This window comes from Ferrovibrio sp., assembly GCF_002796975.1.
Lineage (GTDB): Bacteria > Pseudomonadota > Alphaproteobacteria > Ferrovibrionales > Ferrovibrionaceae > Ferrovibrio.
The window spans coordinates 13,052-38,251 of record NZ_PEKV01000011.1 but is presented as its reverse complement, the minus strand read 5'-3'; the positions used below and the strand labels follow the sequence as shown (position 1 = coordinate 38,251).

Below are 25,200 nucleotides of genomic sequence, written 5' to 3'. Positions count from 1 at the left end.
CTTGGAAGGACACAAACTATGGCCAAAAATCACTCGTCATTCCCGCGCCCGGCGGCTTTGCCGCCTTACATACACTGTCGCGCAAAGCGCGACGGGCGGGAATCCAGGGGCAACTGCCTGAGTCTCGGGATTCTGGGTCCCCGCTTTCGCGGGGACGACGAAAATGGCTAGCGCTGGCACTTCCTGCAAAAGAAAGTCGACCGCCCAGACTGCACGATCCGCTGCACCTTCGATTTGCAGGTGACGCAGGCCTCGCCCTCGCGGTCGTAGACCCGGAAGCGGGTCTGGAAATAGCCCAGCTCGCCATCCGACTGCACGTAGTCGCGCAACGAAGACCCGCCGGCCTCGACCGCCTCGCTCAGCACCGCCTTGATGGCAGGCACCAGCAGCTTCAGCCTGTCGGCCTTCACCGTGCCGGCGATCTTCTCGGGATGAATGCCGGCACGGAACAGCGCCTCACAGACGTAGATGTTACCGAGCCCGGCCACCACGGTCTGGTCCAGCAGCGCCGCCTTCATGGGTGTCTTCTTGCCCGCCAGCGCCGCCGCCAGCACCGCCGGCGTGAAATCCGCGCCGAGCGGCTCAGGTCCGATTCCGGCCAGCAGCCGGTGTGTGGCGAGTTGCTTCGCAGGCACCAGATCCATCATGCCGAAGCGGCGCGCATCGTTGAAAGTGACGGCCGAGCCGTCCTCGGTGGCAAAGATCACATGATCATGCGGCCCGATATCGTTGGGCCAGCCGGCGCGGATCACCATGCGGCCCGACATGCCGAGATGGATCATCCAGACCAGATCGCCTTCCAGCCGGACCAGGATGTATTTGGCGCGGCGCTCCAGCGCCTCGACCCGGCGGCCCTGAATCGACTTGGCGAAATTCTTCGGCAGCGGAAAGCGCAGATCGGGGCGGCGCGCCTCGATGCGCGTGATGCGCCGGCCCTCCAGTTTCAGGGCCAGTCCCCGGCGGGTGGTTTCCACTTCGGGCAATTCGGGCATCGCAATCCTCTGGGCTGTCTCTATACCGTTCAGGGCCCATTTCGGCTATGGTCTGGCCGCCATGAGCAAGACAGGTTCTGACAGCAGCGAGACCCATTTCGGCTTCCGCACCGTAGCCGAGACCGAAAAGGCGCGCCTGGTGCGCGGGGTGTTCGATTCGGTCGCCAGCCGCTACGACATCATGAACGACCTGATGTCGGGCGGCGTCCATCGCCTGTGGAAAGCCGCCATGATCGACTGGCTCAATCCGCATGGCGAGATCGCCGTGCTGGACGTGGCCGGCGGCACCGGCGATATCGCCTTCCGCATCCTCGACCGCGCACCGCAGTCCAAAGTGATCGTGGCCGATATCAACGCCGCGATGCTGGAACAGGGCCGCAACCGCGCCATCGACCAGGCACGGCTCGGCCGCCTGACCTGGGCCTGCATGGACGCCGAAAAGCTGTCGCTGCCCGACCGTTCGGTGGATGCCTATACCATCGCGTTTGGCATCCGTAACGTGACGCATATCGAGGCGGCGCTAACCGAGGCCTTCCGCGTGCTGAAACCGGGCGGACGTTTTCTGTGCCTAGAATTCTCCACCGTGCGCAATCCGGCGCTGGCGAAGATTTACGACCTCTACAGTTTCAACCTGCTGCCGAAAATCGGCGGCATTGTCGCCAGCGATGCCGACTCCTACCGCTATCTGGTGGAAAGCATCCGCCGCTTCCCGAACCAGGAACGCTTCGCTGACATGATCACGGCGGCCGGCTTCCGCAATGTCGCCGTACGCGATCTGAGCGGCGGCATTGCCGCATTGCATTCGGCGCGACGGATTTGAGTGGCTGGACACCGTGCTGACCGATCTGCGCCACCTGTTCCGCCTGTTCGCCATCGGCCGCTGCTTCGCGCGCCACGATGCGCTGTTCCTGCTGCAGCAGGCGCCGGTCGGCGGCGCCACGGCCAAATCTGCGCTGCGCCTGTTCCAGGCCCTGTTCGGCAGGCGCCGCCCCGATCTGCGCGAAGGCGAACGGCTGGCGGCTGCCCTGGCCGATCTCGGCCCCAGTTTCATCAAGCTCGGCCAAGTGCTGTCGGTGCGGCCCGATCTGGTCGGCCCGGCGCTGGCGGAAGATCTCGGCCGCCTGCGCGACAAGCTGCCGCCATTTTCCTGGGAAGCGGCGCATGCGATCATCACCGCCGAACTCGGCGCGCCGCCCGAACAGCTCTATGCCGATATCGAGATCCTGCCGGTGGCCGCCGCCAGCGTGGCGCAGGTGCATCTCGCCACCACCACGACCGGCCTGCCGGTGGCGGTGAAAGTGCTGCGGCCAGGCGTGGAAGCGGCCTTTGCGCGCGATCTGAAACTATTCGCCTGGATGGCTGAGGCGATGGAGCGCCATCTCGCCGGCATGGCGCGCCTGCGGCCGCGCGAGGTGGTGCTGGCGCTGGCCGAATGGGTGTCGATCGAACTCGACCTGCGGCTGGAAGCGGCAGCCGCCTCGGAACTGCGCGATAATTTCATCGACGATGCCGATGTGATCGTGCCGGCCATCGACTGGCAGCGCACCGGGCGGCGCGTGATGACCGTGCAGCGTATCAGCGGCACCGCCATCGAAGACCGGGCGGCGCTGGTTGCGGCCGGCATCGACGTGACGGTGGTGGCCGACCGCGTGATCCGCGTCTTCCTCAAGCAGGCGCTGCGCGACGGCTATTTCCATGCCGACATGCATCACGGCAATCTCTTCGTCGCTCCGGACGGGCGGTTAGAGCTGGTGGATTTCGGCATCATGGGGCGTCTGGATCTCAAGACGCGGCGTTTCATGGCCGAGATGCTGGGCGCCTTCCTGACCGGGAACTGGCGCCGTGCGGCGGAAGTGCATTTCGAGGCCGGCTATGTGCCGGCCGACCGCAGCGTCGATGCTTTCGCGCAGGCCTGCCGTTCGATCGGCGAACCGATCCTGGATCGCCCGGTGGCGGAGATTTCGGTCGGTCGACTTTTAGCTCAGCTGTTCCAGATCACCGAAACCTTTGGCATGCAGACGCAGACCCATCTGCTGCTGCTGCAGAAGACCATGGTGACGGTGGAAGGCGTGGCGCGCAGCCTGGACCCCGAGATCAATTTCTGGGACGCGGCCCGCCCGGTGATCGAGGACTGGGCGCGCGCGCATATGGGCCCGGAAGCCTACATACGCGAAACCGCCGGCAGCATGATGAATTTCGCCCGCAAGCTGCCGCAGGTGGCGCGCGATCTGGAAGTGCTGGCCGAAACTGCCAAGACGGAAGGCCTGCAGCTCAGCCCGGCCAGTATTGCGGCGCTGGCCGAGAGCCAGGCCCTGGCCAATGCGCGCCGCCGCCGGCCGCTGCTCTGGGCTTTGTGGACAGTGGCCGCGCTGCTCGTGCTGGCGCTGTTCCTGTAATCCCGGAAAAAGAAAAGGGCCGCACCGCTGCGGCCCTCTCCCGTTTGCCATAATGGCCTGACTTAGAAGTCGAGGCGCGCACCGACGATGGCGAACTTCGCCTTGGCGTCGTTGTCGGCCTGAGCCGTGCCGCCGACGACCGTGCCGGCCGCGATGGCGTCTTCATACTCATACTGGCCGACACCGCCGAAGGCGACGATGCCGCTGGCGATCTGATAGGTCACGCCGAGCGAGACCCAGGTGTACTCGTCCTCACCGCTGACCGCGGTGCCGGCGATGTTGCCCTGGTCAGCCTTGGTCTTGGCCCAGTCGACACCGACGCCGAAGGAACCCGGGTTGGTGCCGTTGGTCAGATAACGCGCGCCGGCAGTGTAGACATTGCGCTCGTCGTTCGGACCGACGCCCATTTCTTCCTTCTTCCAGGCGCCGCCGACCTGCACCGACGAACCGTCGCCGATGTTGTAGGTCACCGTGGTGCCGACCGCCCAGCCTTCGAGACCATCGCTCTTGAACAGGGTGGCCGAACCGTTCGTCAGCGAACCGGCGCTGTTGGCTTCGATGTCGAAGCGGTTGTAGGCACCGAAGACACCGATATCGAGGGCCCCGAAGGATTCAAGATAATTGGCCGCAAAGGTATAGGCCTTCGAGACCTGGCCGGCATCGTTGTCCGCGGTAAAGCCGCCGCCGCAGCCGATCGTGCTGCCGGCATTGCTGAAGTCCTGGCAGCCGTCCGGCGTGTAGGAGAAGCCGAGCTGCAGGCCCTTGCCCGCCTTGGAACCGAAGTAACGGTTGGCCGAGGTGTAGAGGTTGATGCCATTGGCATCATCCGGTGCGCCGGCGAACTTGGTCAGATTGCCGCTGGTGCGTGCGCCGGTCGGCGCATTGGTGATGGAGATCGCACCAGTCGGGTCGATGGTGCCATAGCCGGGGATGGCTGTGGGGGCGCCGAAAACCATCTTGGAGGCCGCACGATCGGTCGAGCCGAGTTCCACACGGCCGATATCGCTGCGCTCGACGAACATATAGGTCTCATCGATCTGGTCGGCTTCAGTGGAGCCTTCCAGTTCGACGCGGCCGCCGATCACGGTGCCGTCGGCCAGCACGCCGCGGATGTTGAAATAGATTTCCGCATCCGTCGAAAAGCCGTTGTTCTGGCGGCCATTCAGGGTGCGGCTATTGTCGAGATCGGCAGCCTTGAAGACCTGGGCCATGTAGCCACCGACGGTGACGGCGATCGGCACTTCCTTGGTCTGGGCGGAGGCAATATCGGCCAGGAACAGGCCGGCGGTCGCCACCAGGGCAGTCTGGAGCAGGAGCGTCTTTTTCATGCGGAGTCCTTGGGTTTTGATTGACCTGTCAGCGCCAAAGCGATGGCCCACGGCTTCACCACGCCACGAAGTAAGATCGTCTACGGACCGAAGTCAACGCAAGTGCAGGCCGCCGTTACGCAATTCCGCGAAAGCCGGATGCTTTCCGCAGTGGTGTGGCAAATCGGGCATCCATTCCTGTGTCGGCCGTCACAGGCCCAGGACCAAATCATCCCGGACAACCCAGTCCGCCCGTCATATCCGAAACTGCCGGCCGCCACCGCGATTCAATTCCCCAAAAAGAAAAAGGGCGGGGAAATCCCCGCCCTTCTCCATCCAATCCGAAGAGTGGATTAGAACGTCAGGTTGACACCGACAACGCCGAAGGTCTGGTCGACGTTGCTGCCAGCGGTAACGGTATCGGTGGTGTCGGACACACCGACGCCAACGAAGCCCAGGATGCCGGCGGCGACCTGGTAGGTCAGGCCGACATGCCAGTATTCCAGATCGCCCGCACGGGTGGCCGCGCCAGCCGAGTTGCTCTCGTTGCGGTCGGCATATTCGAAGCCGATACCGACCGAGCCCGGGGTCGCACCGTTGGTCAGGTAGCGCACGCCGGCAGTCCAGCCCTTGCGCTCACGAACCGCAGTCACGTCTTCGTTGGTGTAGGCACCGCCGACCTGGATCAGCGAACCGTCGCCCAGGTTGTAGCCGAAGGTCGCGCCACCCTGCCAGCCACTCTCACGGCTGCTCGGGGCAGTCGCGGCGCCAGTGCCGAGAACCTTCACGCTGTTATAGCCAGCGTAGAGGGCAACGTCGACGGCACCAAACGACTCGAGGTAGTTGGCGGCAGCGTTGAACTGCTGCTCAAGACCGACCGGGCTGAAGAAACCATTGCCGCAACCGTTTTGCGTGCCGGTCGTGGTCAGATCCTGGCAGTTGTCCGGCGAGTAGGCGACGCCGATCTGCAGGCCCTTGCCCGCCTTCGAGCCGAAGTAGCGGTTCGAAGCCGAGTACAGGTTGATGTGATTGGTGTCGTCCATGTTGTTGGCGAAACGCATCAGCGGGGCGTTGTTCACCGCCGAGTATTCCGACTGCACCGTGGTGCTGTAGTTCGGCAGCGAATTCGGCGCACCGTAGATCATCTTGGTGGTGACCGAGTCCATCGAACCGATTTCAGCGCGGCCGAATTCGGTGTGCTCGACGAACATGTAGGTTTCGTCGATCTGGTCGCCGTAGGTGCCGGACTCCAGTTCAACGCGGCCACCGATCACGGTGCCGTTCGCCAGGACGCCACGGAAATTGAAATGGATTTCCGAGTCCTGCTTGATGCCATGGTCGGACTGGCCGCCGTTCGGCGAGCGGTCCTGCCACTGCAGGAGCTGATTGTAGTAACCGCCGACCGTCAGGCCGAGCGGAACTTCCTTGGTCTGCGCGTTAGCGATATCGGCCACGAACAGGCCGGCAGCGGCAACGAGCGCCGTTTGCAGAAGCAGAGTCTTCTTCATTTTCCTCTTTCCTCTCCCACCGGGATTAGGGTTGCAGTGCTAGTCACTAGCATTGAACAAACAGCCAGACGGGCCGCTGATCGCCGAGGATCAAGCCATTTGCGCCCCGCAAGTGTCAATTAAAGCAGCACTTTTCCCGAGACTTTTGGAACCGGTGTTGCAATTGCGCCACACAGAATCGCCAACAGCCATTTATTTTCTTTCTACATCAAATAGATAACTCTTCATGCGCCGGTGATCTGCGGATCGTGATTGGGGCCAGGATATGAAGGCGCGGTTAATGCCGCAGCCTATCGGCGCACGAGTCGGTAGGCACGCCCGGCCTCTGGCACACCGTTTTCGACTCGGAGCGCCTCGTCATGGGTGGCGGCAACGGCGAATCCGGTCCGCTCGGCCAGCATACGGATATAGGTGTCGGTCTGCCGGAAGCGACCGCTGGACCGCAGTTCCACCGGCTGTGCGCCCGCAGTCAGCTCGACCGTGAACAGCAATTCGCCGTTTTTATTAAGATATTGTTCTGAAAGAGAAAATATCTCGTCCAGCTGCCCGATATAGATGAAGACATCGGTGGCGAGGACAACGTCGTAGCGGCAGGGTGGACGGCGCAGGAAGGCATGCGCCTCGGCCTTGTAAAGATGGTCGTAGCCGCCACGGCGGGATGCCTGCTGCAGCATCCGCGGCGCCAGGTCGACACCATCCAGCCGCTGCGCATAAGGCCTGAATATCGGTGCATTCAGCCCGGTGCCACAGCCCAGATCGAGGATCGCCCGGCTGCCGTCTTTGGCCCAGATGCCCTCGGCCAGGCCGGCGACCATCTGCGGTCCCCGATAATTCAGCGCCGCCAGATGGGCCTCGAAACTCTCGGCATGGCCGTCGAAAACCCAGACGACATAGTCGTCCGGCGCCCGATCCGGCACCCGGCTGCCCTCCAGCATGTCGACCATATGCCGGATCGCACCCGATTGCGGCATCAGGGCCTGGGCACGCCGGAAGGCCGCCAGCGCGGCCGACGGGTCTTTGCGCTCGAGATGGCACTGGCCCAACCCCAGCCAGGATGGCGCAGTTTCCTCGAGGTCGAGCGCTTTCCGGTAAATTTCAGCTGCCCGGTCGAGCTGCCCGGTCGACTGGGCCTGCCAGGCGAGCTGCAAAAGATCCTGGGCCGACTGCGTGTTCGAATTCATGTCCAGCTGACTCGTGGCCGACGTCGCGCCCGGACTTAAGCCCTTTCGCCCGGCCTGACAATCCCGCCAATCCGGCAGGCCTAATACTGGCCGGTCAACCGGGGCTGTTATAGACTGCGGGCCCGTTGCTGCAGTATGCGTTTCTGGAGGATTGCCACGATGGCGTCTGTGCGCCCAACCTGTTTGTACCGCCGGGATTTTTCGCATCGCGGAGCGATGCTGTCCTGCGCGTTGATCGCACTGCTTGCCCTGTCCGGCTGCGCCGCCCGCGGCGACGGCGAGACCCAGACCTACTTTCCGGAAAAGAACCAGTACGGCACCTATGATCCGGCCCCGACGGCTCCGCGGCAGTCGGTTTTCGGCTCCGGCGGCCTGAACATCCTGGGCGGCGACAAGAAGAAAGACGAAGGCGGCGGTGGCGGCATCGGCGTCAACAGTTTCCTGTGGCGCGCCACGCTGGACACCGTATCCTTCATGCCGCTGGTCTCGGCCGATCCTTTCGGCGGCGTGATCATCACCGACTGGTATACCCCGCCGCAGACGCCGGCCGAGCGCTTCAAGGTGAATGTCTACATCCTCGATCGCGCGCTGCGCGCCGACGGTATCCGCGTTGCCGTGTTCCGCCAGGTGCGGCAGGGCGACAACTGGGCCGACCAGGCTGCCGCGCCCAATACTGCAGTCAGCATGGAAAACGCCATCCTGCAGCGCGCCCGCGAATTCCGCATGGAGGCCGAGGCGCGCCGCTGACCGGCCGTGCCTGACGCCCACCGCACACCACCCGCATTCGTTCAACACCGGAATCGTTGATGTCCCGCTATAACGCCAAGGCGGTCGAAACCAAATGGCAGGCCGCCTGGAATGAGCGCCAGGCCTTTCGTGCCGAAGCCAATCCCAAGCGCCCGAAATACTACGTGCTGGAGATGTTTCCCTATCCGTCGGGACGCATCCATATGGGCCATGTGCGCAACTACACGCTGGGCGACGTTGTCGCGCGCTACAAACGGGCGCGCGGCTTCAATGTGCTGCATCCGATGGGCTGGGATGCCTTCGGCCTGCCGGCGGAGAATGCCGCGCAGGAAAAGAAGGTGCATCCCGCCGCCTGGACCTACGACAACATCGCCAACATGCGCGCCGAACTGCAGCGCATGGGGCTCTCTCTGGACTGGAGCCGCGAATTCGCGACCTGCCATCCGGGCTACTACAAATACCAGCAGGAAATCTTCCTCGATTTCCTCAAGGCCGGCCTGATCGACCGCAAGGAAAGCTTCGTCAACTGGGATCCGGTGGATCACACCGTGCTCGCCAACGAGCAGGTGATCGACGGCCGCGGCTGGCGTTCCGGTGCCGTGGTCGAGCGCCGCAAGCTGTCGCAGTGGTTCCTCAGGATCACGGCTTACGCAGACGATCTGCTCGCTGCCTTACAGGATGGCCTGGAGCGCTGGCCCGAACGCGTCAAGCTGATGCAGCAGAACTGGATCGGCAAATCCGAAGGCGCACGCTTCTCCTTTGCGCTGAAAAATCGTCCCGACAAAATCGAGGTTTACTCGACGCGGCCTGACACGCTGTTCGGCGCCAGCTTCATCGCGATTGCCGCCGATCATCCGCTGGCCACCGAAGCAGCAAAAAACGACGCCAAGCTGGCCGCCTTCATCGAGGACTGCCGCCAGAGCGGTACTGCGGAAGCCGAACTCGAGAAGGCCGAGAAGAAGGGCTATCGCATCGATATCGAAGGCCTGCATCCCTTCGATCCGAACTGGACCCTGCCGGTCTATGTGGCGAATTTCGTGCTGATGGAATACGGCACCGGCGCGATCTTCGGCTGCCCGGGCCATGACCAGCGCGACCTGGATTTCGCGCGCAAATACGATCTTTCAGTCAAGGCGGTTGTCGCACTGAAAGGCCAGAGCAGTATCGAGATCGGTACCGAGGCTTTCACCGAGACAGACAATACAGTCGCGATCAATTCCGGTTTCCTTGATGGCCTTGATGTCGCTGCTGCCAAGCGCGCGGCGATCAAAAAGCTGGAAGAACTCAAGGCCGGTGAAGGCACCGTCACCTTCCGCCTGCGCGACTGGGGCGTGTCGCGCCAGCGCTACTGGGGCTGCCCGATCCCGGTGATCCATTGCGACGCCTGCGGCATCGTGCCGGTGCCGAAACAGGATCTGCCGGTACAACTGCCCGATGATGTCACCTTCGACAAGCCCGGCAACCCGCTCGATCATCATCCGACCTGGAAGCATGTGAACTGCCCGACCTGCGGCAAGGCGGCGCGGCGCGAAACCGACACCTGCGATACCTTCGTCGACTCATCCTGGTATTTCGCCCGCTTCTGCAGCCCGCGCGCCGATGTGCCCATGGTGCAGGACGAAGTCGATTACTGGATGCCGGTGGACCAGTATATCGGCGGCATCGAGCATGCGATCCTGCACCTGCTGTATTCGCGCTTCTTCACCCGCGCACTGCGCGACACCGGACATCTGTCGCTGAAAAGCGGCGAGCCGTTTGCCGGTCTGTTCACGCAGGGCATGGTCTGCCATGAAACCTATCGCGACGCGAACGGCGCCTGGCTGGAACCGACCGAAGTGAAGAAGGACGGCGGCAAGGTGGTGCATCTGCGCACCAGCGAGCCGGTGACGGTGGGTCGCACCGAGAAAATGTCGAAGTCGAAGAAAAACGTCATCGACCCCGGCCTGATCATCGATACCTATGGCGCCGATACCGCGCGCTGGTTCATGCTCTCCGACAGCCCGCCGGAACGCGACCTGGAATGGAGCGAGTCCGGCGTCGAAGGCGCCTGGCGCTTTACCCAGCGTTTGTGGCGTCTGGTTTCCGAGCCGCGCGGGCCCATCGCTGCCAAGGCTTCGCCCAAGCCGGCCGACTGGCCGGCGGCGGCAGAGGAGCTGCGCCGCGAGTTGCACAAGACCGTTGCGGCGCTGACGCAGGATCTGGAGCAGTTCCATTTCAACAAGGCAGTGGCGCGCATCCATGAATTCGCCAATTTGCTGGAAGCCGCCAAGGGCGACGACGCGGCCACCGCCTGGGCGCGACGCGAGGCTTTGGAAACGCTAGCCAAGCTGATCGGTCCGATGGTGCCGCATCTGGCCGAGGAAATCTGGCAGGCACTCGGCCATGACGGCCTGCTGTTGGAGCAGCCCTGGCCGGTCGCCGATGCCGACCTGGCGCGCGACGAGACCGTCACCATCGCAGTTCAGGTGTCCGGCAAGCTGCGCGCCACCATCGAAGTTGCCCGCGACATGGCGCAGCCCGAGCTGGAAAAACTGGCGCTGGCCAACGACAATGTCGTGCGTGCCATCGACGGCAAACCCGTGCGCAAGGTGATCGTCGTGCCGAACCGGATCGTCAATGTCGTGGTCTAGGCCCATCCGTATACTGGCAGTCAGCCTGCTGCTGACCGGCGTTGCGACCGGCTGCGGCTTCCGGCCGCTGTACAAGCAGGCCGGCAATACCAGTACGGTGAAGGAATTTTCCCAGATCAGCATTGCCCAGCCTGAGGATCGACCCTCGCAGCAACTGCGCAATCATCTGGTCGATACCCTCACTCCCCTCGGCCAGCCGGACCGCCCCGCCTATCGACTGGACTATCGCCTCACTGAAACGCTTGGCTCGGTCTTCGTCACGCGCAGCGAAGAGATCACCCGTAACAATCTGCAGGTGACTGCCGTTGTCTATCTTCGCGACTACCAGACCGGCGGCAACCTGTTTTCAATATCTGCAACCAGTCAAGCTTCGTTCAACGTGACCCAGGCTGACTACGCAAATCTGGTCAGTGAGAAAAATGCCCGCGAGCGCGCCCTGCGCGATGTCGCCGAACAGATTCGCCTGCGACTGGGCAATTACTTCGACCGCAAGCCGGAAATGGAACGGCGCCGTCTGGAGCAGCAGCAGCGTGGTCAGCAGTTGCCGGCTCAGCTGTTACCCGTCCAGCAGCGGCCCGAGCTGCAGCGCGGCCTGCTGCAATGAAGCTGGCCGCGCGCGAGGTCGAGGGCTTCGTCAGGCGGCCCCGGCCTGAGATCCGCGCGGTGCTGCTGTTCGGCAGCGATGCCGGCCTGATCCGCGAACGCGCCAAGGCGATCGCGCAAAGCGCCTGCCCCGACTTAAGCGATCCGTTCCGCGTCGCCACCTTGACCGGCGCGCAGCTGCAGGACGATCCGGCACGCCTGGCCGATGAAGCGGCGGCGATGGCGCTGACCGGCGGCCGTCGCGTGGTGATGATCTCGGGTGCCGGCGACCGCAACGGCAAGCTGTTTGCTGAATTTTTCAAGGCTGCGGTCGGCGATGCGCTGATCGTGGTCGAGGCCGGCGAACTGACGCCGCGCTCGTCGCTACGCGTCGCCTTCGAGGATGCTGATATCGGGGTAGCGCTGGGCTGTTATGCCGACGACAGCCGCGCACTGCAGGGTCTGGCTGAGGATATGGTGAAGGAGGCCGGCAAGAAGATCGCGCCCGACGCCATGGCCTACCTGCTCGACAACCTGGGTGCCGACCGCATGATCACGCGCGGCGAGATCGCCAAGCTGCTGCTCTACAAGGGCGACGACACCACGCCGATCAGCCTGCAAGACTGCGAGGCGGTGATCGGCGACAGCTCGACCTTGTTCCTGGATGACGCCGCCTTTGCCGCTTTCGGCGGCGACTTCAACCAGCTGACCGACGCGCTGACGCGCTGCGAGGGCGCCGGGGAATCGCCGGTGGCGATTCTGCGCGTGGCGCAGAAGCATGGCCAGAAGCTGCATCTGGCCGCGGCCAGCCGCGAGGCCGGCAACGCGATGGATCCGAAGCGGCTGGGCGTGCACTGGACGCGCAGCGCCGGTTTCGAACGGCAGATGCGCACCTGGTCGAGCGAGCGACTGATGCGCGCGCTGGAAATCCTCACCGATGCCGAGCTGATGGCGAAAAGCACCGGCATGCCGGCCGCCAGCGCCTGCGGCGATGCGCTGCTGCGCATTGCGCGGGCGGCAAAGGTTTCACGATAGGCCCTCACCCCAACCCTCTCCCGCAAGCGGGAGAGGGTTGGGGTGAGGGTGTTTACATCCCGAAATCGAGAATCCCGGCTGAACCGTCTTCGCCGCCGGCGATCAGATAACGTCCGTCGCGGCTCCAGGCCAGCGAGGTGACCGACGCCGCGCCGAGCTTTTCCAGTTCGATACTCGACTCGTCGCTGATACGGCCCATGCGGATCTGGCCGTCGGCATGGCCCGAAGCGATCAGGCCATGGCGCGGATGGCAGGCCACGGCGGTGACGATCGCACCGCGGCTGAGTTCGAGCGGCGCAGTGCCCATCGGACCCTTGCCCTTGCAATCCCACACCACCACCACTTCGGCACCCGAAGTGGCGAGCCAGCGGCCGTCCTTCGACCAGCTTAAGGAACGCGGTTTGGTCGGATAGCCGCTCATCCGCATATCGGCCGAGTCAGCCAGCCGCCAGCCATGCAGTTCGTTTTCCTGCGTCGCCGTCATGACGAACTTGCCGTCCGGCGACCAGGTGGCGGCGATATGCGAGCCTTTCCAGTTCAGCCTTTTCGCCGGCTGGGCATCTGCCTTGCACCACCACAGCGACACGCCACCGTAATGGGCTGCCACCAGACGCTTGCCCTTCGGATTGAAGGCAAGGCCGGCCACCGTGCTGGGATGATCCTCGAATATCGCCACCGGACGGCCTTCGCCATCCAGCAGGCCGACACGCTTGCCGGCTGCGTAGGCAATGCCGCCACCATTATCGGCAACAGCGACATGCTCGATCCATTTGCGCGGCACGCTCGCCAACTCGCTGCCTTCTCCATCGACAGTTGTCAGCATCAGGCGGCCGTCATCGCCGCCGGAGACGAAACCTTTGCCATCGGGCGAGGCGGCGAGGCACAGCAGCGCAGAGTCGGGATGCGCGATCAGCCGCCGCGTAGTCTCGGCATCCGGAGTATCGAACGGCCGCAGCGCGATCGAACCGTCGCCGAGGCCGAAGCCGGCATGGCCGGCGGAATCGGCGCTGGCCACCGCCACCACGCCCGACTGGAACTGCCAGAGATAGGCTTTGAAACCGACCTGCGTGCCGGGAGACGCTTTACCCATGGTCGACATCAGGCGCGGCAACCCTCGAAGCCCTGCTGCAGGGCATCGCGGTCGAGCTCGCGACCGATGAAGACCAGACGCGAGACGCGGTCTTCATCGCTGCGCCAGTCGCGCTGGAAATCGCCATCCTTGATCATATGCACGGCCTGGAAGACGAAGCGCTTGTCGCTGCCCTTGAAGTCGAGAATGCCCTTGCTGCGCAGGATGTCCTGGCCCTTGGTGGCGAGCAGTTCGCCGATCCAGGCATCGAACTTGCGCGAATCGACCGGCGTATCCAGCTTCAGCGACACGCTCTTCACGGTCGTGTCGTGGATACTGTCACCATGGTCGTGATGGTGATCATGGCCGCAATGTTCGTCATGCACATGGCCAGCTTCGCCATGGGCCGGGTTGTGCCCATGACCATGATGATCGTGATGGCCGTGATCGTGGTGATGATCGTGCCCACAATGCTCGTCATGCACATGGCCGGCTTCGCCATGGGCCGGATTGTTCTTCAGGAAGTCCGGCTCGAGATCGAGGATGCGGTTGAGATCGAAGGCGCCGCGGTCCAGCACTTTGTCGAGCGCCACGTCGCACTTCGTCGCATGATGGATCTGCGCGAACTTGTTCACGCTGCGGATGCGGCGCTCGACCTCAGCCAGTTCGGCCGGGCTGACCAGATCGGTCTTGTTCAGCACGATCACATCGGCAAAGGCGATCTGTTCCTCGGCTTCGCGGCTGTCCTTCAGGCGGGCCGGCAGGTGGCGCGCATCCACCACGGTGACGATGGAATCGAGGCGGGCGCGGCGCGACACGTCGTCATCGACGAAGAAGGTCTGCGCCACCGGGCCCGGATCGGCCAGGCCGGTGGTTTCCACCACGATGGCGTCGAAGCGATCCTTGCGCTTGAACAGGCCTTCGATGATGCGGATCAGGTCGCCGCGCACGGTGCAGCAGATGCAGCCGTTGTTCATCTCGAAGACTTCCTCGTCGGCATCCACCACCAGTTCGTTGTCGATGCCGATTTCGCCGAATTCATTGATGATGACGGCGTATTTCTTGCCGTGATTCTCGGTCAGGATGCGGTTCAGCAAGGTGGTCTTGCCGGCGCCCAGATAACCGGTAAGAACCGTGACGGGCGTCTTGTCGAAATCGGACAATGACTGTGACATAAGCGGATATCTCCGGCCGGTCCGGCCATGCTATTGATGTGTGGAATTTGGGCGTAACCATAGTGGCCTGAAGGTTGAAGTCCAGCCTTCCGGCTGCACCAGTCAAGTATCAGAACCGATGACGAAAAACCGCGCCACCTACAGCCTGACCCTGCCGAGCCCGCTGGGCTCGCTCACCGTTTTCGCCACCACGCAGGCCATCGTGAAGCTGGACTGGGGTGGCCGGGGGGCGAAGGCGGCCGATATCGATACGCCGCCCGAGGCCCAGGCCCTGTTGGATGAAGCAGCGCGCCAGCTGGAAATCTATTTCCGGGATGGCAAATTCCAGTTCGACCTGCCGCTCGATCCGGCCGGCACGGAATTCCAGCAGGCCGTGTGGGATTTCATGCTGGCGATTCCGGCCGGCCGCACGCGCAGCTATGGCGAAGCCGCCAGCGCCGTCGGCACCGGCACGGTGGATGCGCGCGCGGTGGGCAGCGCCTGCGGCGCCAATCCGATCCCGGTGATCATCCCCTGCCACCGGATTCTGGCGGCCGGCGGCGATGCCGGCGGCTATTCCGGCAAGGGCGGGCTGGAGACCAAGCGCTGGCTGCTGCGCCACGAGGGCGCCTATGTGCCCTCGGAGCAGGTCAGCCTGTTCTGAACTTATCCGAACCAATTTCCCCGCTTTTGCTTTCCTGGTTGTAACCGGGTTACACGGTCACGGCCCTGCCGGTTGCCGCCCTCCCTCACGCTGCTTAGAGTTTCCCCGGTTTTCAGACAGGGAGAGAGCGCAATGGCAAAGACGGTCACGATCAATGCCGCTGACGGCGGCACGTTCAGCGCCTATCAGGCCGGCAATAAAGGTCCGGGCATCCTGGTCATTCAGGAAATCTTCGGCATCAACCAGGTGATGCGCGACATCTGCGACGATCTGGCCGCCCAAGGTTACGTCGCACTCTGCCCCGACCTGTTCTGGCGCCAGGAGCCCGGCGTCGACATCACCGACAAGACCAAGGAACACTGGGACAAGGCCTTCAAGCTGTTCGGTGGCTTCGATGTCGACAAGGGCGTGGAAGACCTCAAATCGTCGCTGGCAGCGCTGCGCAAGCTGACCGGCGGCAAGGTCGGCACGGTCGGATATTGTCTGGGCGGCAAGCTCGCCTTCCTGATGGCGGCGCGCAGCGATGTGGATGCCGCCGTCTCCTATTACGGCGTCGGCCTCGCCGACCATACCGGCGAGGTGGCGAATATCAAAAAGCCGCTGCTGATGCATGTCGCCACCGAAGACAAGTTCGTGCCCAAGGACCAGCAGGCCAAGGTGAAGGCCGCTGTCGCCGGCAACAGCAACGTGACGCTGCACGAATATGTGGGCCACGACCATGCCTTCGCCCGCGTCGGCGGCGAGCATTACGACAAGGATGCCGCCTACGCTGCCAATACACGCACGGCCAATTTCTTCAAGTCGCACCTCTCCTGATCGAACCAGAGAAAGTTCAAAGACAATGGTACACGCGATCCGCATCCACGAAGCCGGCGGCCCCGACAAGATGAAATGGGAAGAGGTCGAGGTCGGCGCGCCCGGCCCCGGCCAGATCCGGCTGAAGAATTCCGCCGCCGGCCTGAACTACATCGACACCTATCATCGTACCGGCCTGTACAAGCTGCCGCTGCCGCTCGTGCTCGGCATGGAAGGCGCCGGCACCGTCACTGCCGTCGGCGATGGCGTGAACGATATCAAGGTCGGCGACCGCGTGGCCTATGCGTCCGCGCCGCTCGGCTCTTACTCTGAAGAGCGCCTGATGCAGGCCGACCGCGTCGTCGTGCTGCCGCAGGCCATCTCCGACCAGACCGCCGCCGCCATCATGCTGAAGGGCATGACGACGGAATACCTGGTCCAGCGCACCTACAAGGTGAAGCCGGGCGACACCGTGCTGTTCCATGCCGCCGCCGGCGGCGTCGGGCTGCTGTTCGGCCAGTGGGCCAAGGCGCTCGGCGCCACCGTGATCGGCACGGTCGGCAGCGAGGACAAGGCCAAGCTGGCCAAAGCGCATGGCTACGACCACATCATCAATTACCGCACGGAAAACTTCGCCGAACGCGTGAAGGAGATCACCAAGGGCGCCGGCGTGCCGGTGGTCTATGACGGCGTCGGCAAGGATACCTGGGCCGGCTCGCTCGACTGCCTGTCGCCGTTCGGCCTGATGGTCAGCTTCGGCAATGCCTCGGGCCCGGTGCCGCCGTTCGAGATCGCGACGCTGGCTGGCAAGGGCTCGCTCTATGTGACGCGCCCGACCTTGGTGACCTATACGGCGAAGCGCGCGGATCTGGTGGCCTCGGCCAAGGCGCTGTTCGAAGTGGTGAGCAGCGGCAAGGTGAAGGTGGAAGTACCGCAGACCTATGCGCTGAAGGACGCCGCCCGCGCCCATGAAGACCTCGAAGCGCGCAAGACCACCGGTTCGACGCTGCTGCTGCCGTAAGCCTTACTCGTCGCTCCCGCGAAAGCGGTAGCCCAGTCCTTCCGCCGACTGGGTTCCCGCTTCGCGGGGACGACGAAGTAAGGAAGTAAAAAGAAAGATCGTCATCCCCGGGCTTGTCCCGGGGTTCCATCTGCGCCATCCCGCATGCGACGGCCACGGGATGGATCCTCGGCACAAGGCCGAGGATGACGGGTTTCGGCGACCCGCCATGCCTGCACGTCATAGCTGGCATCGCTTAACACCCTGAGCCTTTCGCCATCGTGCAGCCTGCGCCATGCTGCGGCGATCATGACCGAGCTTCTGCATCTCGCCGCCGGCAACCTGCTGTCGCCGATGATCCTGGCCTTCGTGCTGGGTGCGGTCGCGGCTGCATTGCGCTCCGATCTGGAAATCCCCGAAGGCGCCGCCAAGGCGCTGGCGATCTACCTGATGTTCGCCATCGGCTTCAAGGGCGGCGTCGCCATGCATGCCGCGAGCGGCTTGGCGCTGGCCGGCGCCATTCTTGCTGCTCTCGCACTGAGCCTTGCGCTGCCGCTGATCGCCTTCGCCCTGCTGCGCGGCGTGTGGCAGCAGAATCGCACCAATGCCGCCGCCATCGCGGCGCATTACGGCTCGATCAGCATCGTCACCTTCGTGACGGCGGCGGAGTTCCTGCGCAGCCGCGACATCCCGTATGAAGGCTATCTCGTCGCCATGACCGCGGTGATGGAAACCCCGGCGATCCTGATCGGCCTGCTGCTGGCCGGACAGCAGAAAAACCCCGGCATGCAGGCGCGCGCCAGCGAGCGCGGCGCATTGTTCCGCGAGGTGCTGGTCAACGGGTCTGTCATGCTGCTGATGGGCGGCTTCGCCATCGGCTGGATCACCGGCGATGCCGGCCTTGCCAAAATACGCCCCTTCGTGGCCGATCTATTCAATGGCGCGCTCTGCATCTTCCTGCTCGATATGGGGCTCGTCGCTGTACGGCAGGGCCGCGCCGCGCGCAGCTTCCCCAGGGCACTGATCCTGTTCGGCCTTGTGATGCCGCCAATCGGCGCCGCTTGCGGCTTCCTCGCCGCCGCTGCGCTGGGGCTCTCGACCGGCGGCGCCATGCTGCTGGCAGTGCTGGCGGCTTCGGCATCGTATATCGCCGTGCCGGCCGCCATGCGACTGGCTTTGCCCTCCGCCAATCCTTCGCTGTCGGTGACACTGGCGCTGGCGATCACTTTCCCCTTCAATGTCGCCATCGGCCTGCCGCTCTACCTCACCCTGGCGCAGCGGCTGTTCGGGAATTAGACACATGGCCCATCCGCGCAAGAAGATCGAGATCATCGTGGAAGCACCGCTGCAGAAGCCGGTGCTCGACTGGCTCAGCAGTCAGGGCGTGAAAGGCTGGAGCTTGTTTCCGCGCGTGATCGGCGGCGGCAAACACGGCGAGCGCAGCGGCGATGACATCACCCGCGCTTTTGACAATGTGATGATCGTGGCGGTGGCCACGGAGGCCGTCGCGCGCGCCGTGCTGGACAATTTCCACACCCGCTTCGCCGATGCCGTGGCGGTGGTCTACATCTCCGATGTTGAAGTCTCGCGGGCGGACCGGTTCTGATGGCCGAGTTGCCCGTCGACACCAAATCCCCCGCACAGCAGGCCCGTGCCGTGACGCGCGCCTGCAAAACCGCCAGCCTTGCCACCACGATGGCCGGGCAGAACGGTCAGCCTTATGCGTCCCTGGTGCTGGTCGCCTTCGATCACGATGCCGCACCGATCCTGCTGATCTCGCGGCTGGCCGAGCATACCAAGAACCTGCTCGGCAACGACCGCGTCTCGCTGCTCTGCGACGGCACGGCGGGTTTGGCCGAACCTCTGACCGGCCCGCGCGTTTCGCTGCTGGGCCGCGCGGCGAAGACCGAAGACCCGCGCCATCGCGCCCGCTTTCTCGCCCGGCATCCCTCGGCCGAGATGTATGCCGGCTTCGGCGATTTCGCCTTCTATCATCTGACGATTGAGCGCGCGCATATCGTGGCCGGTTTCGGCAAAATCCACTGGCTCGACGATTATCTCTATCCCGGCGAGACGGAGAAGCTGATCGATGCGGAATCCGGCATTCTTGAACATATGAACATCGACCATGCCGATGCCGTGCAGCTCTATGCGCAAAAACTGCTGGGGCGAAGCGGCGACGGCTGGAGCCTGTGTGGCATCGACGCCGAGGGCTGCGACCTGATCCGCGAGAATGATCTGGCCCGGCTCAATTTCGGCAGGACGATTGCCACCGCCGACGAGGCCCGCATCGAACTGGTGCGGCTGGTGAAGCAGGCGCGTAGCGCCTGATCTTGATTGTCCTAACTTAGGGTTGATGGTTCACCGAGCCGGAATTTCAATTAAGCATAGAGACGCACGTTATGCCAAAACTTCCAAAGCAGTTGGGTGCGACTTCAAAAAGGCTCGCTCAAAACACAAAGCCTTGGGATAGACCTCCTCTATCTGGTGGCGGAGACAAGGATTCCACCACGATATACACAGCTGTTGGCAAAGCGCTGTCGGCTTGGGAGAAATTGGAGCTTGAATTCGCCGGCCTCTTTGATTGCCTTGTGGGGATTAATTTAGATTCCCACGCTAGTCATCGTGCATACGGCGTGGTGACTACGTCACAAATCAGGAGAGATATGCTCAAAGCAGCATCGGAAGCGTACTTCTCCGAATTTCCATTCTCATCGCTGCAGAAGAGAGTCAATCAGGCAATAAAGGCATCTGAGCAGTTCTCTACTCGCCGAAATGAGATTGCCCATGGAATTGTGGCAAAGAATTACAATAAACCAAATGATTTGGCGGTTGAGGGTGAGAAATCTGACGATTACTGGAATTTAGTTCCGGCTATGACCAGCACGAAGAAGGTAAAGCTCAATAGCTGGGGCGGAGATTTCACCCCTGAGTACGCCTTCACTGCCAAAGAGATCAATGACTTTGCATCGGGCTTTTGGTCGTTGGCAAACGACGTCGCTCTACTTATTCAAGAGGTGAGGCAACGTCGCTGTGAGTATGAAGAATTGTCAGGGTGATATCGCTAGTTAGTATATGAAGAAGCCGCCGATCTTGCGACCGGCGGGCTTCGTACGTCCGTGTCCGGGGAGAACTTGCGCGGACGGTAATCTGAAAACGCTTACCAGCTCGTGACAACGGCCTTCTGGTATTTCTGCTCGACGAAGGCTTTCACCTCGGCCGACTGATAGGCCTTCACCAGGCGGGCATATTCCGGCCTGTCCTTGTCCTGCGTACGCACGGCGATGATGTTCACATAGGGCGCCTTGGCACCTTCGCTGGCGATTGCGTCCTTGGTAGGAGAGAGCCCGGCCGGGATCGCGTAGTTGGTGTTGATCGCGGCGGCATCGAGTTCATCCAGCGCGCGCGGCAGCTGGGCGGCATCGAGTTCGACGATGCGGATCTTCTTCGGGTTGTCAGCGATATCCAGCGGCGTCGCCTTCAGGCCGGCGCCCTGCTTCAGTTTGATCAGGCCGGCGGTTTCCAGCACCAGCAGGCCACGGCCGCCATTGGTCGGATCGTTCGGGATGCCGACGCGCGCACCATTCGGCAGCGCGGCGAGCGACTTCACCTTCTTGGAATAGACACCCATCGGGAAATTCACGGTGTAGCCGATATTGGTGAGCTTGTAGCCACGATCCTTGATCTGCGCTTCCAGGTACGGCAGGTGCTGGTAGGAATTTACATCCAGGTCGCCGGCATTCAGCGCGGCATTGGGCTGGATATAGTCGGTGAATTCGATCACCTGGATCTTCAGGCCGTCCTTCTCGGCGACCTTCTTCACCACTTCGAAGATTTCCGCGTGGGGCCCGGCAGTGACGCCGACCTTAATCGGCTTGTCCTGGGCGAGCGCGGGAGCAGCGAAGAGAACGGCACCAAGGATTGCGGTAACGGTACGACGGGTAATCGACATGGTTTTTCCTTTTCTGGGGGAGGCTTAAAGTTAGAATTCAACGATGACTGAGCTTGCGCACCAGGCGGTCGCCCGCCGACTGCACGCCCTGGACGAAGACGATCAGCACCAGCACGACGGCGAGCATCACTTCGGGCAGGAAACGCTGGTAGCCGTAGCGGATGCCGATATCGCCCAGACCGCCGCCGCCGACCGCGCCCGCCATGGCGGAATAGCCGATCAGGCTGACGAAGGTGATGGTGAGGCCAGCGATAATTCCCGGCAGCGCTTCGGGCAGCAGCACTTTCACCACGATCTGCAGGGGCGTCGCGCCCATGGCATCGGCGGCCTCGATCAGGCCCGACGGCACTTCGCGCAGAGCGGTTTCGACCAGCCGGGCGATGAAGGGGATCGCGGCAATGGTCAGCGGCACAATGGCCGCCGCCGTGCCGATCGAGGTGCCGGCGACCAGGCGCGTGAAGGGAATGATCGCGACCATCAGGATGATGAACGGCGTCGAGCGTGCCGCGTTGATGGCAAGACCCAGCACGCGGTTCACCGTCAGGCTCTGCAAAATCCCGCCGCGGTCGGTCAGGATCAGGATGACGCCGAGTGGAATGCCGAACAGCGCGCCGATGCCGCCGGAGACACCGACCATCACCAGGGTTTCAATCAGGCCGTCAAACAGCAGCGCGATCAATTGCGATGACATCTTCAAGTTCCTCAACAGTGAGCTGTTTGCCGGCGAGCCAGGATTTGGCGGCGATCAGTTTGGCTTCGTCGCCGCGGGCCTGCACCACCATGACGCCGAAGGGGCGGCCCTGAATCTCGTCGATCCGGCCATGCAGGATGTTCAGATCGAGGCCGAGATTGCGCGACAGTTCGGCGATCACCGGCTCGTCGGCATGCGGCCCGGTGAACAGGATGCGCCAGAGCCGGGCGTTCGCAGCAGGCTGAACTGCCAGGCGCTTCTGCAACGCCGGCGGCAGGTCGAAGCCGATCAGATCAGCCACAAAGCTGCGCGTGGTGGCATGCTGCGGCCGGGTGAAAACCTCGAAGGTCTCGCCCTGCTCGATGATGCGGCCCTGCTCCATCACGGCAACGCGGTCGGCGATCTCCTTCACCACCGCCATCTCATGGGTGATCAGTACGACGGTCAGATTCAGGCGGTCGCGGATATCCTTGATCAGCTTGAGGATCTGTTCGGTGGTTTCCGGATCGAGCGCCGAGGTGGCCTCATCGCAGAGCAGCACCTTGGGGTCAGTCGCAAGCGCACGGGCAATGCCGACGCGCTGCTTCTGGCCGCCCGACAGCTGTGCCGGATACTGCCCGGCCTTGTCCGCCAGCCCGACCAGTTCCAGCAGCGGCTCGACCTTGGCCTTGATGGCGGCCTTCGACTCGCCGCGCAGTTCCAGCGGCAGCGCCACATTGTCGAACACGCTGCGCGCCGACAGCAGGTTGAAATGCTGGAAGATCATGCCGATGTCGCGCCGGGCGACGCGCAGCTCAGAATACGGCAGCGCGGTCAGGTCGCGGCCGGCGACGATGACCTTACCGCCGTCATCGGGACGTTCCAGCAGATTGATGACGCGGATCAGCGTCGACTTGCCGGCTCCGGAGCGGCCGATCACGCCGAAGATTTCACCCTGGCGGATCTGGAGGCTGACATTGCGCAAGGCTTCGACACCGCCGGACGGCGTGTCGAAGCGCTTGGTGATGGAGTGCAGTTCGATCATGGACTCTTAGCGGTCGAAGGGAAGGAAACTGAGCGACAGCAAGTCATTGCCGCCATGCCAGTCGGGTGGCAAAGCCAAAGGGTCAGCGAACGAGGTGGACTCGCTCGGCCAGGAATGGCTGTTGTCGTTGCTGGCGGGTTTGGCGTCGGCGAACTTCTCCGGCGCGACGAAAGCACCGAAAGCGGCCTGCAGACGGTCGGCGAGCGATGCGCGCCGGCCACGCTCGTGATGCGTCACCTGCACGGGGGCGTCGATGAGAATCTGGGTGTTGGCCATGACACTACCTCCCTATTCTGCTGAACTGGGCTCGTGAAAACTGGTTATCGTTGGCAGCCAAAGCACGCGCGGCGCGCGCAGCATCTGCGGTGCGGCGGAACAGCTGCTGTTCGATGACATTGAACTGGGGCGCCGAAGCGAAGAAGCGATAGCCGCCGCGTTCGCGGACAACCACACCGGCGGCCTCGCCGGCCGCCTCGATCAGATAGGCTTCACTCATGGGAATACTCCGTTGACCGGTCAGATGCCGGCGGTCTTGTCGCGAACAGGGTGACGGCAGAAAGCTGCGGTCAGCGACAACAACAGAGTCGGGTTTTGCGCGTGGCGGTCATGGGTCGTCTCCGATATCTCCGGGCCCACGACCGCAGACAGAACTGTCCACGCCGTGGCGCTTTAGCATTGGTGCGCGGTGCAAGCTGCCCTTCAAATCCCGCGATCCGATCTCTGCCGTAAAGCGAGACTGGATGATCCCTATATTTCACACACAGATACGAAAGTCAATTTAATTCCACAGTCAGTTATGCAAATAAAACTGAACTCACGCGCAAATATTGCATAGCTTGTGGGCAAGCCACTGATTCTATTGGAATGTGGAGACGTTCGGTCGGGTCGGCCCGCCAATGCCCCGTTCTGACGGACCGACCACGAACCTCGTCACGACCAGCAGAGTGACGAGGCCGACCTAAGAACCGCGCGGGAGCGCGATGAAGATGAGTATATGCAAATGATTTGCAGTTACAAGTCCATTCTGCGGTCCCGGCCGATTTTTTATCAGGGATGCAGCTTCAGGCCCTTCAGCGCCTTGTCGACCGCCTTGCGCTCGCCATGCAGGGCAAGCCCGACCCAGGTCTGCGCCGTCACGTCGCCTTCGGCAAACACCGCGCGGTTGGCGGCGTCATGCCCGGTGGCAAACATCGCCTCCACGTAAGGCACGATGACGAGAGCCTGTTCGGCAGCGCGGCCATGCGCTTTCTGTAACTCCGCCAGCGTTGCTGCGAAGATCAGAATCGGCTGACCGCACATGGCGGCGTAACGCCTGCCTACAGCGTCGACGTAAGGCTCGCCAATAGAATCCGGTACGGATGCGGCAATGCCGCTCGCGAGAAACGCCGTGACGTTGAGCTTCTGCCACTGCGCGAGATCCTCGCGCACGACGATGGCGATCTTGGTGGTGAACACGAAAGTCCCTCTTGGCTCGAATGAGAGCCGAGGATGCCGTCAGGCTGCCCGCGGGTCTGGAAGATTTGTGCAGAGCCGCCGGTAGGCTGCTGGCGTCATGCCGAAGGCACGGCGAAACCAGCGGCCCATATGGCTCTGGTCGGCAAAGCCGGTGGCGGCCGCCACGGCCGCCGGGGTTTCGCCACGGCTGAGCAGCAGGCGCGCACGATTGAGCCGGCGCTGCACCAGATAGGCATGCGGGCTGAGGTCGTAGGCAGTGGAAAATGCGCGCGTCAGGCGGAAGCGGTCGGTGCCGGCGGCAGCCGCCAGGTCGTCCAGCCCGAGATCGCCGTCGAAACCTGCATCCATCGCCTCGCGCGCCAGCTTTGCCGCACGCGGCGCCCTTATGCCCTTTTCCATCGGCGCGCCGGCGAAACGCTGCGCCAGCAGGGCAACGACATGATCGAGCGCGGCATCGCGGGCCATGCGACTCTCAGGCGAAGCGATCTGGCGGCGTGCCATGCGCACGGCCTGCGCCAGCGGCGCATCGTCGTCCAGCGTGCGCGGGAAATGGAACACCGTCTCGCCGGTCTGACGTTCCGCATACAGCGACGCACTCTGCTGCAGCCAGGCCGGATCGAAATACAGCATCGCGTAAGTAAAACCGTCGGCGGCGGTGGCTTCGCCGTCATGCGTTTCGCCCGGCTCCATGAAAATCATGCGGCCGGGCGTGCTGCGATGAATTTCGCGCCGACAGCGGAACTGCTGCACGCCCTGTTCGGTGACGCCGACCAGTACCTGGTCGTGGAAATGCGGATCGTAGGCATGGGCATGGAACCGGGCGCGCACGGCTTCGGTGCCGCTGCGCGCATCGCGGGCGAAATCGAGCCAGTCGGTGGTCGGGGTATGCGCCATGATCCCCAGCATACCCTCACCCCGGCCCTCTCCCGCAAGCGGGAGAGGAAGGACTGCACCGCTTTCCCCTCTCCCACGCAGTGGGAGAGGGAGGGGCCCGCGAAGCGGGAGGGTGAGGGCGTTC

General features: G+C 63.2%; 26 protein-coding genes. 13 read left to right on the top strand and 13 right to left on the bottom strand.

Going from position 1 to position 25,200, the window contains the following annotated elements; genetic code table 11:
- Nucleotides 1-167: 167 nt before the first annotated feature.
- A complete protein-coding gene (gene mutM / locus CTR53_RS12930; protein ID WP_290813940.1) occupies nt 168-992 on the bottom strand; it encodes a bifunctional DNA-formamidopyrimidine glycosylase/DNA-(apurinic or apyrimidinic site) lyase in 825 nt (274 codons plus the stop codon).
- 61 nt (nt 993-1,053) lie between these two features.
- Between mutM and ubiE the strand changes: the two genes are divergently transcribed.
- Both ubiE and ubiB read left to right on the top strand, forming a co-directional pair.
- Nucleotides 1,054-1,812 carry a bifunctional demethylmenaquinone methyltransferase/2-methoxy-6-polyprenyl-1,4-benzoquinol methylase UbiE gene (gene ubiE / locus CTR53_RS12925; protein ID WP_290813938.1) on the top strand — a complete coding sequence of 253 codons (759 nt, stop codon included), beginning with the start codon at nt 1,054-1,056 and terminating at the stop codon, nt 1,810-1,812.
- A gap of 13 nt (nt 1,813-1,825) precedes the next feature.
- Nucleotides 1,826-3,388 carry a 2-polyprenylphenol 6-hydroxylase gene (ubiB, locus tag CTR53_RS12920; RefSeq protein WP_290813935.1) on the top strand — a complete coding sequence of 521 codons (1,563 nt, stop codon included), beginning with the start codon at nt 1,826-1,828 and terminating at the stop codon, nt 3,386-3,388.
- A gap of 62 nt (nt 3,389-3,450) precedes the next feature.
- Here the strand turns inward: ubiB and CTR53_RS12915 are convergent, their stop codons facing one another.
- The 3 genes from CTR53_RS12915 to CTR53_RS12905 all read right to left on the bottom strand — a co-directional run bounded on the left by CTR53_RS12915 (nt 3,451) and on the right by CTR53_RS12905 (nt 7,384).
- Nucleotides 3,451-4,716: a hypothetical protein gene (locus CTR53_RS12915; RefSeq protein ID WP_290813933.1), complete on the bottom strand. Its 1,266-nt coding sequence runs from the start codon at nt 4,714-4,716 to the stop codon at nt 3,451-3,453.
- A 332-nt stretch (nt 4,717-5,048) separates the two neighbouring features.
- Nucleotides 5,049-6,203 carry a porin gene (locus CTR53_RS12910; RefSeq protein ID WP_290813930.1) on the bottom strand — a complete coding sequence of 385 codons (1,155 nt, stop codon included), beginning with the start codon at nt 6,201-6,203 and terminating at the stop codon, nt 5,049-5,051.
- A gap of 290 nt (nt 6,204-6,493) precedes the next feature.
- On the bottom strand, nt 6,494-7,384 hold the full coding sequence (locus CTR53_RS12905) for a methyltransferase domain-containing protein (protein WP_290813927.1): 891 nt from the start codon (nt 7,382-7,384) through the stop codon (nt 6,494-6,496).
- A gap of 216 nt (nt 7,385-7,600) precedes the next feature.
- Between CTR53_RS12905 and CTR53_RS12900 the strand changes: the two genes are divergently transcribed.
- Genes CTR53_RS12900 through holA form a run of 4 tightly spaced genes read left to right on the top strand, consistent with a single transcriptional unit; the run spans nt 7,601 to nt 12,378 of the window.
- Nucleotides 7,601-8,131 (top strand): DUF3576 domain-containing protein, encoded by a 531-nt coding sequence (locus tag CTR53_RS12900; RefSeq protein WP_290813925.1) that lies wholly within the window; start codon nt 7,601-7,603, stop codon nt 8,129-8,131.
- A gap of 59 nt (nt 8,132-8,190) precedes the next feature.
- On the top strand, nt 8,191-10,761 hold the full coding sequence (leuS, locus tag CTR53_RS12895) for a leucine--tRNA ligase (protein ID WP_290813922.1): 2,571 nt from the start codon (nt 8,191-8,193) through the stop codon (nt 10,759-10,761).
- Nucleotides 10,748-11,365: an LPS assembly lipoprotein LptE gene (gene lptE / locus CTR53_RS12890; RefSeq protein WP_290813919.1), complete on the top strand. Its 618-nt coding sequence runs from the start codon at nt 10,748-10,750 to the stop codon at nt 11,363-11,365. Before leuS ends, lptE begins: the two co-directional genes overlap by 14 nt.
- Nucleotides 11,362-12,378 (top strand): DNA polymerase III subunit delta, encoded by a 1,017-nt coding sequence (gene holA, locus CTR53_RS12885; RefSeq protein ID WP_290813917.1) that lies wholly within the window; start codon nt 11,362-11,364, stop codon nt 12,376-12,378. Before lptE ends, holA begins: the two co-directional genes overlap by 4 nt.
- Nucleotides 12,379-12,430: 52 nt before the next feature.
- Here holA and CTR53_RS12880 read toward each other — a convergent pair whose 3' ends face one another.
- Entirely contained in the window at nt 12,431-13,468 is a 1,038-nt protein-coding gene (locus tag CTR53_RS12880) for a WD40 repeat domain-containing protein (RefSeq protein WP_290813915.1), read from the bottom strand.
- A gap of 8 nt (nt 13,469-13,476) precedes the next feature.
- Complete coding sequence (locus tag CTR53_RS12875; protein WP_290813913.1) at nt 13,477-14,622, bottom strand: GTP-binding protein; 1,146 nt, start codon at nt 14,620-14,622, stop codon at nt 13,477-13,479.
- 118 nt (nt 14,623-14,740) lie between these two features.
- Here CTR53_RS12875 and CTR53_RS12870 point away from each other — a divergent pair, with 118 nt between their 5' ends.
- The 7 genes from CTR53_RS12870 to CTR53_RS12840 all read left to right on the top strand — a co-directional run bounded on the left by CTR53_RS12870 (nt 14,741) and on the right by CTR53_RS12840 (nt 20,119).
- The gene (locus CTR53_RS12870; RefSeq protein ID WP_290813910.1) at nt 14,741-15,265 is read left to right on the top strand and encodes a methylated-DNA--[protein]-cysteine S-methyltransferase; all 525 of its coding nucleotides are present in this window, start codon (nt 14,741-14,743) and stop codon (nt 15,263-15,265) included.
- Between the two features lie 132 nt (nt 15,266-15,397).
- Nucleotides 15,398-16,081: a dienelactone hydrolase family protein gene (locus CTR53_RS12865; RefSeq protein ID WP_290813907.1), complete on the top strand. Its 684-nt coding sequence runs from the start codon at nt 15,398-15,400 to the stop codon at nt 16,079-16,081.
- Nucleotides 16,082-16,106: 25 nt separating this feature from the next.
- Nucleotides 16,107-17,081 carry a quinone oxidoreductase gene (locus CTR53_RS12860; RefSeq protein WP_290813904.1) on the top strand — a complete coding sequence of 325 codons (975 nt, stop codon included), beginning with the start codon at nt 16,107-16,109 and terminating at the stop codon, nt 17,079-17,081.
- A gap of 288 nt (nt 17,082-17,369) precedes the next feature.
- The gene (locus tag CTR53_RS12855) at nt 17,370-18,356 is read left to right on the top strand and encodes a sodium-dependent bicarbonate transport family permease (protein WP_290813901.1); all 987 of its coding nucleotides are present in this window, start codon (nt 17,370-17,372) and stop codon (nt 18,354-18,356) included.
- A 4-nt stretch (nt 18,357-18,360) separates the two neighbouring features.
- Nucleotides 18,361-18,666, top strand: coding sequence for a hypothetical protein (locus tag CTR53_RS12850; RefSeq protein ID WP_290813899.1), 306 nt, complete (start codon nt 18,361-18,363; stop codon nt 18,664-18,666).
- On the top strand, nt 18,666-19,391 hold the full coding sequence (locus CTR53_RS12845; protein ID WP_290813896.1) for a DUF2470 domain-containing protein: 726 nt from the start codon (nt 18,666-18,668) through the stop codon (nt 19,389-19,391). The genes CTR53_RS12850 and CTR53_RS12845 overlap by 1 nt, the downstream gene beginning before the upstream one ends.
- A gap of 71 nt (nt 19,392-19,462) precedes the next feature.
- On the top strand, nt 19,463-20,119 hold the full coding sequence (locus CTR53_RS12840; protein WP_290813894.1) for a hypothetical protein: 657 nt from the start codon (nt 19,463-19,465) through the stop codon (nt 20,117-20,119).
- Between the two features lie 101 nt (nt 20,120-20,220).
- Here CTR53_RS12840 and CTR53_RS12835 read toward each other — a convergent pair whose 3' ends face one another.
- The 7 genes from CTR53_RS12835 to CTR53_RS12805 form a co-directional block, all read right to left on the bottom strand.
- A complete protein-coding gene (locus CTR53_RS12835) occupies nt 20,221-21,012 on the bottom strand; it encodes a MetQ/NlpA family ABC transporter substrate-binding protein (protein ID WP_290813892.1) in 792 nt (263 codons plus the stop codon).
- A 37-nt stretch (nt 21,013-21,049) separates the two neighbouring features.
- The gene (locus tag CTR53_RS12830; RefSeq protein ID WP_290813890.1) at nt 21,050-21,703 is read right to left on the bottom strand and encodes a methionine ABC transporter permease; all 654 of its coding nucleotides are present in this window, start codon (nt 21,701-21,703) and stop codon (nt 21,050-21,052) included.
- Entirely contained in the window at nt 21,672-22,727 is a 1,056-nt protein-coding gene (locus CTR53_RS12825; RefSeq protein ID WP_290813887.1) for a methionine ABC transporter ATP-binding protein, read from the bottom strand. Before CTR53_RS12825 ends, CTR53_RS12830 begins: the two co-directional genes overlap by 32 nt.
- Before the next feature lie 6 nt (nt 22,728-22,733).
- Nucleotides 22,734-23,003 carry a hypothetical protein gene (locus CTR53_RS12820; RefSeq protein WP_290813884.1) on the bottom strand — a complete coding sequence of 90 codons (270 nt, stop codon included), beginning with the start codon at nt 23,001-23,003 and terminating at the stop codon, nt 22,734-22,736.
- A 4-nt stretch (nt 23,004-23,007) separates the two neighbouring features.
- Nucleotides 23,008-23,223 carry a hypothetical protein gene (locus tag CTR53_RS12815; RefSeq protein WP_290813881.1) on the bottom strand — a complete coding sequence of 72 codons (216 nt, stop codon included), beginning with the start codon at nt 23,221-23,223 and terminating at the stop codon, nt 23,008-23,010.
- A 551-nt stretch (nt 23,224-23,774) separates the two neighbouring features.
- Entirely contained in the window at nt 23,775-24,182 is a 408-nt protein-coding gene (locus CTR53_RS12810; protein ID WP_290813878.1) for a DUF2000 family protein, read from the bottom strand.
- A 39-nt stretch (nt 24,183-24,221) separates the two neighbouring features.
- Nucleotides 24,222-25,088: an AraC family transcriptional regulator gene (locus CTR53_RS12805; RefSeq protein WP_290813875.1), complete on the bottom strand. Its 867-nt coding sequence runs from the start codon at nt 25,086-25,088 to the stop codon at nt 24,222-24,224.
- Between the last annotated feature and the right edge of the window lie 112 nt (nt 25,089-25,200).